This window comes from Deltaproteobacteria bacterium (assembly GCA_016219225.1).
Classification (GTDB): Bacteria; Desulfobacterota; RBG-13-43-22; order RBG-13-43-22; family RBG-13-43-22; genus RBG-13-43-22.
The window spans coordinates 1-10815 of the sequence record JACRBX010000294.1; the positions used below are offsets into that span (position 1 = coordinate 1).

Genomic DNA, 10815 nt, shown 5'->3' on the forward strand with positions numbered 1-10815 from the left:
CCATTGATCTGCCAATCATTTCCGACAACCTCGGGAATCCCGACGGTAGTAATGGTGAGTCCGTTCATGAGCCAAAGGGCGACGGCCCCGCCGGTGTGTCGCCAGAAGATATCGGCCCTCCCGTCGCCGTTAAAGTCACCGACGCCATTAATCTGCCAATCATTTCCGATCACCGCCGGAACGCCGACGGCGGTGATGGTGAGTCCGTTCATAAGCCAAATGGCAACAGCCCCGGCGGTGTGTCGCCAGAGGATGTCGGCCCTCCCGTCGCCGTTAAGATCACCGACGCCATTAATCTGCCAATCATTTCCGATCACCGCCGGAACGCCGACGGCTGCGACAGTGAGCCCGTTCATGAGCCAAATGGCAACGGCTCCGGCGGTGTGTCGCCAGAGGATGTCGGCCCTCCCGTCGCCGTTAAGATCACCGATGCCATTGATCTGCCAATCATTTCCGACAACGGCCGGAATGCCGACGGCAGTGATGGTGAGCCCGTCCATGAGCCAAAAGGCAACGGCCCCGCCGGTGTGTCGCCACAAAATGTCCGCCTTGCCATCACCGTCAAAATCCTTTGTTGCCGGGACAGTGATTTGATAGATATCCCCGGCAACGTAATCCGTTAAATAGAGTTCGCCGGCTTCGTCTTCGCCAAAACTGCTTATGGTGAATGGAGCGGTGAATAGTAAGCTGTTTTCCCAGACTGGACCACTAAGTCTTAATCCCCAGATCCTTCCTGTACAGAAGTCTCCATAAAAGTAGATCCCCTGCATCCGGGGATGAAGATTTCCGCGGTAAACAAATCCACCGATGACAGAACATCCTTGTCCGTGGTCATATTCAACCACCGGTAAGGATAGACCCGCCTGGTTACAAGAGGAAGTCTGGAGACAGGGAGGAGAACAGCCGGAGAGATCAAAAGAGAAATGAAACCCTTCCATGACATTCCAGCCATAATTTTCTCCTCCGGCACTCGTGAATGGCTGGAAATCGATCTCCTCAAAGGCATTCTGGCCCACATCGCCAATGAAAAGATTACCCGTCAGGCGATCAAAAGAAAAACGAAAAGGATTGCGCAGGCCCAACGCCCATATTTCAGGGAGGAACCCGGGGGTATTAACAAAGGGATTTGTTGAAGGTACGGCATAGGGGGCTATCCCGGCTTCCACATCGATCCGGAGCATCTTTCCAAGAAGGGTTCCAGGAGTTTGTCCATTATTAAAAGGGTCACACCCGGACCCGCCGTCGCCCATACCGATATAAAGAAACCCATCGACGGGACTGAAGGCCAATTGTCCGCCGTTATGATTTGCGAAGGGTTGAGGGATGGTCAGAATGACTTCTTCAATGGCCGGATTTGCAAGGTTGGGATTGGCAGTAACGAAATAGCGAGCCACCACGGTGGCGCCATCCGGTATCCGGGTGTAGTTTACATAAAAATAGTTTTTTTGAGCGAACCCCGGGGGAAAGGCTATTCCGAGCAATCCTTGCTCGCCACCGGATAAGACTCGGTTGGCACCGGTACTACCAATGTCCAGGAAAGGGGTTGAAAGCAGAACACCGTTCTCAACAATTCGGATTCGTCCTGGTTGTTCGACAATGAACAACCTATTACTCCCGTCACCGGCATGCGTAATCTGTACAGGATTGGTCAACCCAGCAAATTTAAGGGACAGCGAAATAGCCGGAAAAGGGAAAGCCCCTTGGGCTTCCGCCTTTTTACCGGTCTGAGCCAGGGTCAAGGATAGTATTAGGCCAAGAAATAAAGTTTTACGGATGGACATCATTAACCCGATTTTCTGCTGGATTTCCTCTAACTTCATTAAAGTAACGAATAAAGCATCTCCAGGAAAAAACAATAGGACATAGAATGTATTTTGTTATCGTTGGGAGAGTATTTTAAAAAAGCCTCTTGCCCGTTTTGCAAAATATTATTATATTAAGCCTTCATGCCTCTATGGGGCGTCACCTTACCCCAGGACGGGGCTGAATCGCCATCAGCCGGTTGATGGATTTTTTACAAGTCCATCAAATTTAAACTTGAAGATAAAATTTGTAGAGGAAGGTTAACCGAACATCCATTATGAGAACACGGATCACGAAAAAAACCAATACCGCCGAAATCATCGCCATCGGATCGGAACTCCTTTTGGGGCAGATCCAGGATACCAATACGGCCTACCTGGCCGGACGGTTGCAGGAGATCGGGATCGAAGTGGCCTTTCAAACCATGGTCGGGGATGATCGTAAGCGGATGATTTCGGTCATCCGCCGGGCCTTGATGCGTTCCAAAATCATCATCACCTGCGGCGGGATCGGGCCCACCGAAGACGATTTGACCCGGGAAATCGTGGCCAGGGTCACCGGGAAAGAACTGGTCTTCCATCCCAAATTATTTAAGCTCATAAAGTCCTATTTTGACCAGGCCGGCTTTGTCATGGCCCCCAACAATCGCAAGCAGGCTTTCATCCCGGCCGGGGCCAGGGTCATTCCCAATCTCCAGGGGACAGCCCCGGGGTTCATGGTGGAAACAGAGGCCGGGAAGATTATCGGGGTCCTGCCTGGGGTCCCTCGGGAACTTAAGGCGATGATGCAGGACACGGTCATTCCCTTTTTAAAGAAAAAATTGGGGAAAGAAAAAGGGCTGATCGAATACCGGGTCCTCAAGGTCTGCGGCCTGGGCGAGAGCCGGGTGGATGAGCAGATCGGGGACCTTATTCGAGAAAGCAAAAATCCGGTCATCGGCCTTTTGGCCTCACCGGGGGAAATCCGGATTCGGATCACGGCCCGGGGACGGGATAAAAAGGAAACCCAAAGGCTGATCGCCGCCATGGAAGCCCGGATCCGGGCACGTTTGGGGGTCTTGATCTTCGGTTCCGGCGAGGAGACCCTGGAAGGGGTGACGGCCCGATTATTGGAAGAGAAACAAATTGCCCTGGGAATCGTGGAAACCTTTTCCGGGGGCAGGATCAGCCAAAGACTTAAGTCCACCGGATGCTTTTTTTATAAAGGGAGCCTGATCTTGGCCGCCGAGCCGGGATGGCCTGAACAAAAGGCTGTCCTTAAAAACGAAGCCCAAGCGCAATTTTTGGCGGAAAAAATAAGGGAATTCTTGACCTGCGAAATCGGCCTGGGGGTCTGGGTGGAAGGAGAACCGGGCGAACAAATCCTTTCAATGGCCCTGGCCGGGAAAAAGACAGGGACCTTTTCCCATCGGATCGGCGGGTTTGCCGAGTCCCTGCCGGACCGGGTGGCGGTCATGGCCCTGGACTGGTTGAGGAGGCAATTGTTACAGGGTTAATGATTAATGCGATTTGACTTTTTGGGCCACTGCCGCTATGCTTTCTAATGCTATGACCGCCAAGTCTCTCAATATCGGGATAATTTACGGAGGAATCAGCGAACAGAAGGCCGGAATGGATCACTATCTCCATCAGGTCCTTTTGACTATGAAAAGGATGGCTCCTGATCACCGTTATGTCCTGATCGATCACCGCCGACAGAAAACACCCTTTAAAGAGAAGTTTGAACAGGTTGTCCTGGACCTTCCCCGCTCTCCCATGCGGGTCACCCGCTGGAATCTGCAAATCGTACCTAATGTTTTATCCCAATTTGATCTGGTTTTTTCTCCCGGGCTCTACGGCCCGGTCCGAATTCCCAAGGGCGTGGCTTCGGTGATGGTCGTCCATGATTTGACGCGCTATCTCTTCCCCTATTTTTTTCCCTTTAATCCAACGCAAAAGCTATTGGATCTTCTTGCTTATCCGGCCATGCTGCGGCGTTATGATCATCTCCTGACTGTTTCAAGGGCCACCCGGCAAGATCTGATGACCCGTTTCAAAGTCCCGGAAGAAAAGATCACTGTGGCTTATCATGGGGCAGAGGAGGCCTTCCAACCGCAGGGCACTCCAACCGTAGAAGAATCCCTTTGGAAGTCCCATAAGCTGAAAAAACCTTTTATCCTTTTTCTGGGGACCCTGGAACCTCGGAAAAATATCCCCACCCTGCTTAAAGCCTTTGCCGGAATTCTGGATCGAATTCCCCATGACCTGGTCCTGGTCGGTCAAAAGGGCTGGAAATGGGAGCCCATTTTCCAGGAGATCAACAGGCTGGATCTTAAATCGAGGGTCCATTGGACCGGTTATGTTTCGGATTTGGATAGAGTGGTTTTTTACAATGCCGCTGATTTTATGGTCTTTCCAAGTTGGTATGAAGGGTTTGGCATGCCTTTGCTGGAGGCTATGCAATGCGGTTGTCCGGTGATTACCTCCAGGGTAAGCGCCATGCCCGAGGTGGTGGGTGAGGCCGGGTTGCTGATCGACCCCGGCCGGATTGAGGAGTTGCAAACGGCCATGCTCCGTCTGGTGCAGGAGCCCGGGCTGGCAGAAAAATTGAGGAAGGCCGGGTTGGAACAAGCCCGAAAATTTTCCTGGGAAACCTCAGCCAGGTTGACTTTAGAGGTGTTTGAAAAGATATATTTAGCTCAAAGCTCAAAGCTGAAAGCTCAAAGGTAAAATGAAAGTCGCATTCATCGGAGACCGTTTAGGCCTGGCTACGGGTGGAAATTTATATGTTTCCCGGGTGGCCGAAGAATTGGCTGCTTTAGGGGTTGAGGTGACCCTGATCACTCTGGTCCCTCCCCGGGACATCTCCTGGTCATCAAATCTCCGCATCATTTCCGAGACCGTGGATTTTTCCTTTGGCCAAAGGCCCGCTAAAGACCGGATTAAAATTTTTTTCCATTCCAGATGGGCTGCAGTTACCCAATTAAAAAAATTAGTCCGGGAACCTTATGATATCCTGTACTCCGTAGGCGGACCATCCAATATCGTCAACTTTCTCTGCCAAAGGGGTCCCTTCCCTCCAAGGGTTTCGGTTGCCGCCCTTTTCCATTTATTCAGGCAGGTCCCCTATCATCAATTTTTGGTTAAGGCCGAGACCTACCAAAAACCCTTCCAGACCCTTTATCATTCCCTGGGGGATCATCTGGCCAAACGATTTTTTGTCATCACGGTTTCCGAATTCTGGCGGAAGAAATTGATCGACCGGGGATTTTTACAAGAAAAAATCAAGGTCATCCCTGTCGGAGCCGATTGGGAGGATTGGCCGAGCATTCCTCCGGAAGAAGCCAAAAAAGAACTGGAGGTCTCCGGCCGCTTTGTCATTTATACCAGTCCCTTTCGCAGGAACAAAGGGATCCTCCATATCCTTGAGGCCATCGATCTTTTAAAAAATGAATTTCCGGCCCTGATGGTCCTGGCCACGGGGGTGACCGACCACCAGACCCAACACCAGGTCCGACAATACGTTCGAGAAAATCATTTGGAAAATCATTTCCGCTATGCCGGCCTGGTTCGAAGGGAAGAACTGCCCGTCTATTATTATGCCGCCGATGTGGTGGCCCTGGTTTCCCTGGAAGAGGAGGGCTGGGGGATCACTTTATTAGAAGGGATGCTATCCGGAAAACCGGTCATCGGAAGTCCTATGGGGGCCTTAACCGAACTGGTTCAGGGACGGGGCCTGCTCCTTAAAAAAAATACAGCCCAAAATCTGGCCCAGGCCATCGGGCAACTTATCCAGTCCCCTGAATTGCGGGACCGATTGGGTCAGGCCGGTCCACCTTATGCCCGGCAATTTTCTTATCAGGCCGCGGCCCGGGCCCATTTGTCGCTATTTGAAGAATTGCTTGGCCGGTCTTGAAACTTTGTTTTCGTACCAAACCCTTATGCTCGCGTGTCACGAGCACCACGAAACATGAAAATGTCTTTCGCCGAACGCCGAACGCTTAACGCCGAACGTTATTTTTGTGTTAAAGGGAGCCTCCTATGATCCTTAGCGATGCTGAAAGGTTTAAAGAAAGCCGGGACAGGCTTAAAGACAGCCTCTTGAGCGCCACCCTGCTTATTTCCGGAAGGCTTGATCTGGAAACGACCTTGAAAGAAACCATGCTGACTGCCAAGAGGCTGAGCCAGGCCCGTTATGCGGCCCTGGCTTTAGTCGATCAGGACCAGGTAAGTCGTTTTCTTTATGAAGGGATCAATGAGGAGATATCGAAACAAATCGGCCTACTGCCGACACCTGTCGGACTGAAAAGGGCCGTCCTGGAAGAAAGAAAAACGGTCCGGCTGCCGGATATGTCTGCCGATCCCAGATTCGAAGGCTTTCCCGAAGGCCACCCCCCCATGAAATCCTTTCTCGGGACTCCGATCTTTTTTGGAAATGACCTGATGGGGATTATTTATCTGGCCGACAAAACGGAAGCCGAAGAGTTTACCGAACAGGATCAGGAGATCATGGAGGTATTGGCGGCTCATGCGGCCATTGCCATCAATAACGCCAAACTTTATGAGCAGATCAAGCAATTGAATCTGGATCTCGAGCAAAAGGTCCATGACCGGACGGCCGAACTGGAGACCGCCAAGCTGGCCGCCGAGGCCGCCAACCAGGCCAAATCCACTTTTTTGACCAATATGTCCCACGAACTGCGCACCCCCTTAAATGCCATTATTGGATTTTCCGAAGTCCTGGAGGGGAAATATTTTGGAGACTTAAATGAAAGACAAGCGGAATATATAAAAGATATCCGGGAGAGTGGGCATCATCTGCTTGCCTTAATCAACGATATCCTGGACCTTTCCAAAATCGAAGCCGGGAAAATGGAGCTCCAACCTTCAAAAATAAAGATCAGCCAGGTACTGGAAAACAGCCTGGTTATGATCAAGGAAAAAGCCTTGAAGCATGGACTTCAGATTGAAATCGATATACCGCCGGAACTGATGGATTTTGAAATAACGGCAGATGAACGAAAGCTGAAGCAGATCCTCTACAACCTGCTTTCCAATGCCGCTAAATTTACCCCGGACGGGGGAAGCGTGCGGCTAAACGCACGGCTGAATGCGGATTTCGGATTTCGGATTTCGGAATTAGCAGAAGAATCGTATTCATCGGATTCCGCAATTCACAATCCGCAATCCGCAATTGAAATCAGTGTTGCTGATTCCGGTATCGGCATCGCCCCTGAGAATCAGGAAAAGGTCTTTGACGAATTTTTTCAGGTTCAAGGGGGCGTCAAAGACAAGACACCCGGAACCGGCCTGGGGTTGCCTTTGTCGAAAAAATTTGTAGAAATGCACGGAGGGAAAATCTGGGTGGAAAGTGAAGGGGCAGGAAAGGGCAGCCGGTTCAACTTCATGTTGCCGGTCTTGCCCGAAAAGCTTTTCCCGGATAAAGAACAATTTCCCCTGGGATTTCCAGAGAGATTGGATCTCGGTAAAACATTAGATCAACTTTTGGCAGAATTGATCCACTTCTCCAGATATTTTGATAAGTCCTTTGCTTTAAGCTGCTTTCATACCGATCCGCACTATTCAAGAGAAGAAGCTTACCGGATTAAAGAGATTCTGGAAAGCGAAAAAAGGGACTATGATTTTGTAGTGTTAGAGAAGGAAGCCAATATTCATCTGATCCTGTTGTTTACCGACAAGGAGAAAGCCGGCTTTGCCACGAATCGGCTGATTGGCAAATTGCAGCCGGCCCTGGAAGGGCTACGGTTTTCTTTTTCCATCACCTCCTTTCCGGAAGACGGCGAAACACCGAAGGAATTGATCAGCAGATTGACCTGCCCGGTTGGATAGAAACCGGTTACTCGTTCCTGGTTGCTGGTCCCTGGGCCTGGCCCTCCCAGGGGCTGAAACTGGGAATTACCGGGATTATGGATAACCAATAATACAACAGCGTATTTTTTTTTGCTAATGCGCCCCCTTAACCGTCATTCCGGCATGTTTTAAGCCGGAATCCAGGGGCTTTGGTTTTCTCATTTTCTGGAAAAACCTGGATTCCCGATAAAGACATTCGGGAATGACGGGGAAAATGTCGCTGTAGTAATAATAAGCAACGAGTAACAAGAAACGAGTAACTCTTAAATTTATGTCCTCATCCATCGAATCCAAAATCGCCAACCCGAGCCTGCGCAGCCGCCTGATGCTCTCCTTTTGTCTGGTGGCCTTCCTGGGAGCGGGTTTGATCGGCGGCTACAGCCTTTTTTATGGGACAAGGGAAGGGTATCAAAATGTGGTGATGGAATTTGAGGGCCATAACCGCCTGGTGACCGAGGAGATCGGTCTGATTTTGGGTCAGGTCAAGGCCGACCTCTTTATGATTACCGGGGTCGCACCTCTTCAAGGGATTATCAGGGCTAAAGACATGGGCGGCTACGACCGTCAAGGCCGGAGCAGCTATCAGGACTGGGCGAAAAGGCTGGAACAGATTTTTGGCTCCATGACCGCCAGCTATCAACGCCATCACCAGATCCGATATCTGGATGAAGAAGGCAACGAACGCGTCCGGGTGGATTGGGATGGGAAACAGCCCCGCCCTGTTTCTCGGGACGGCCTTCAAAACAAGGCCGAGCGGCCTTATTTTTTAGAGACCATGCGACTTGGTCCGGGCCAGATCTATATCTCTCTTCCGGATCTCAACCAGGAACATGGGCGGATCGTTCGCCCTTATACCCCTACGGTCCGCCTGGCCACCCCTGTTTTTAATCCCCAAGGCCAAAAAAAGGGAATAATTATCATTAACATCTTTTGCCAGGCCCTGTTCCATCGGCCCCTGACCGCCACCCAAAAGCAAGGCGTTCAGGTCTTTTTAACCGATCAACGGGGATATTATGTCCATCACAGTACGGCCCCGGAAAAGGAATGGGGCAGTCCGGAGGACTTGAATACCAGCCAATCCCTTTGGAAGGATTTTCCGAAAGCAGCCGGCCAGATCCTTTCCGGAAAGACCGGTTCTGTCGATTCCGGCGGCTGGAAAATATTTTACAGACCCGTTATGCTGGATCCGCTACAAAAGCGCTATCTGGTTATTGCGAGAGCCGTCCCCCAGAGCCAGATCAAGGCCATGTCCCGCCAGTTGCTCTGGATCTTCCTGGCTGTTTTGCTGGTATCCCTTTCCCTGGCGGTGGTCGTCGGCTATTTCCTCTCCCGGCTGATCTCAAGGCCTATTCTGCTGGTCCGACAAGGGGCCCGGCAGGTGGCCGGCGGAAAGCTTAATCACCGGATAAAGATCGACGGGGCCCCCGAGTTGGTTGAATTAGCCGATGATTTTAACCAGATGGCCGGGAAATTGGAAGAGCTGGTGGGAGGTCTCCAGGCGGAATACAAACAACTTTTTGAAAATGCCAGTGACTCTATTTTTATTCATGATTTAGAGGGAAGGTTTCTGGATATCAACGAAAATGCCGCCAGCCGTCTGGGATACACCAGGGATGAATTATTATCCCTATCCATTCGGGATATCGATACTCCTGAAACCGCTGCCGGCATCGGTGACAGAAAAAAACAGATGCAGGGGAAAACCGCCCTGATCTTCGAGGGGGTTTACAGGCGAAAAGACGGGGCGGTCCTGCCGGTGGAGATCAGTTCCGGCAGAGTGTATTATAAAGGGCAACCTGCTGTGATGAGTTTTGTCCGGGATATCAGTGAGCGCCGAAAAGCCGAGGCGGAAATTGTCCGGCTTTATGAACAAGTGGTGGCGCAAAAACAATATGCCGAAATGGTCCTCCAGAATATCGTCGACGGGGTATATACCGTTGATCAAAATCGTGTGGTTCAGACCTGGAACCGGGGAGCCGAGGTCATAACCGGTTTTTCGGCCCAGGAGGCTGTTGGGCGACCGTGCTCAGGTTTTTTAAGTCATACCCTGGATACCGTTGAAAATTTATGCGACTCCGACCATTGTCCCTTTCAACAAGTATGGAAGATGAAAAAGCCGATCACACCCTTTCGCATTTTTGTGCATCATAAAGACGGACGATTAATTCCGGTGACTGTTACCGCTGCTCCACTGTTCGATCAAAACGGAAAATACATCGGCGGCGTTGAGGTTTTTCGCGATATATCCAGAGAATGGGAACTCACAGAGAGCATTCGAAAGGCCAACGAGACCAAATCCAATTTTTTGGCCAATATGTCCCACGAATTGAGGACCCCCTTAAATGGCATTATTGGTTTTTCCGAGGTACTTCAGGAAGATTATTTTGGAAAATTGAATGACAAACAACAGGAACACATTCAGGAGATTTTGGACAGCGCCAAACACCTGCTGGTCATGATCGATCAAATTTTGGAAATTTCCAGGGTGGTGGCGGAGAAGGCAGCGTTAAACCCTTCTTCGGTGGTCTTAAAGGATCTGCTGGGAGACAGCCTGGTCATGGTCCAGCAAAAGGCCTTAAAAAAAGGAGTTCGGCTGGAACGGGATCTGCCCCGGGAACTGGAAGACCTGGAAATAAAGGTCGATGAGCCGAAAATTAAACAGGTTATTTTTCATCTTCTGGATAATGCCGTCAAATTTACGCCGGAGGGGGGAAACGTGCGTTTAAGCGTACGCTGGATTTCGGATTTCGGATTTTGGATTTCGGAATCAGAAGAGGAATCGCAGACATCGGATTCCGCAATTCGCAATCCGCAATCTGCAATCGAAATCAGTGTAGCTGATTCCGGCATCGGTGTCCCTCCCGAAGAACAGGAAAAAATTTTTAATGAATTTTATCAGATTCAGGGAGGAATCATTGATAAAACGCCCGGAGCCGGATTAGGTCTTTCCCTGGTTAAACGGTATGTGGAGCTTCACGGGGGTAAGATCCGGGTGGAAAGCAGAGGAGTAGGGAAGGGGAGCCGGTTTATTTTTTGGATACCGGTTCGTTGATAAACAGGTTTCTGGTTACAGGTTACTGGTTGCTGGTTTTCTTGGAATGAAGAAGACCGATAACGAGAAACGAGTAACCAGCAACGAGCAACCCCCGACAGGAGACCTTTA

Annotated in this window: 6 protein-coding genes; 5 read left to right on the forward strand and 1 reads right to left on the reverse strand. The window is 50.6% G+C overall.

All coding sequences use genetic code 11. The features are described from left to right. On the reverse strand, positions 1-1784 hold a 1784-nt coding region (locus tag HY879_24085; GenBank protein MBI5606424.1), incomplete at its 3' end, for a PQQ-dependent sugar dehydrogenase. 296 nt (positions 1785-2080) lie between these two features. On the opposite strand from HY879_24085, the gene HY879_24090 reads away from it, so the two are divergent. The 5 genes from HY879_24090 (at position 2081) to HY879_24110 (ending at position 10704) form a co-directional block, all read left to right on the forward strand. After that, positions 2081-3298, forward strand: a complete 1218-nt coding sequence (locus HY879_24090) for a CinA family nicotinamide mononucleotide deamidase-related protein (GenBank protein ID MBI5606425.1) — start codon at positions 2081-2083, stop codon at positions 3296-3298. Positions 3299-3311: 13 nt separating this feature from the next. Beyond that, entirely contained in the window at positions 3312-4511 is a 1200-nt protein-coding gene (locus tag HY879_24095) for a glycosyltransferase family 4 protein (GenBank protein MBI5606426.1), read from the forward strand. A gap of 1 nt (position 4512) precedes the next feature. Next, positions 4513-5697, forward strand: a complete 1185-nt coding sequence (locus HY879_24100; protein ID MBI5606427.1) for a glycosyltransferase family 4 protein — start codon at positions 4513-4515, stop codon at positions 5695-5697. A gap of 125 nt (positions 5698-5822) precedes the next feature. Then, positions 5823-7631, forward strand: coding sequence for a GAF domain-containing protein (locus HY879_24105; protein ID MBI5606428.1), 1809 nt, complete (start codon positions 5823-5825; stop codon positions 7629-7631). Positions 7632-7923: 292 nt separating this feature from the next. After that, positions 7924-10704 carry a PAS domain S-box protein gene (locus tag HY879_24110; protein ID MBI5606429.1) on the forward strand — a complete coding sequence of 927 codons (2781 nt, stop codon included), beginning with the start codon at positions 7924-7926 and terminating at the stop codon, positions 10702-10704. Positions 10705-10815: the final 111 nt, after the last annotated feature.

Coding starts and splice junctions, on each gene's coding strand:
- HY879_24090 (MBI5606425.1), top strand. CDS start 2,081: ATGAGAACACGGATCACGAAAAAAACCAATACCGCCGAAATCATCGCC.
- HY879_24100 (MBI5606427.1), top strand. CDS start 4,513: ATGAAAGTCGCATTCATCGGAGACCGTTTAGGCCTGGCTACGGGTGGA.
- HY879_24105 (MBI5606428.1), top strand. CDS start 5,823: ATGATCCTTAGCGATGCTGAAAGGTTTAAAGAAAGCCGGGACAGGCTT.
- HY879_24110 (MBI5606429.1), top strand. CDS start 7,924: ATGTCCTCATCCATCGAATCCAAAATCGCCAACCCGAGCCTGCGCAGC.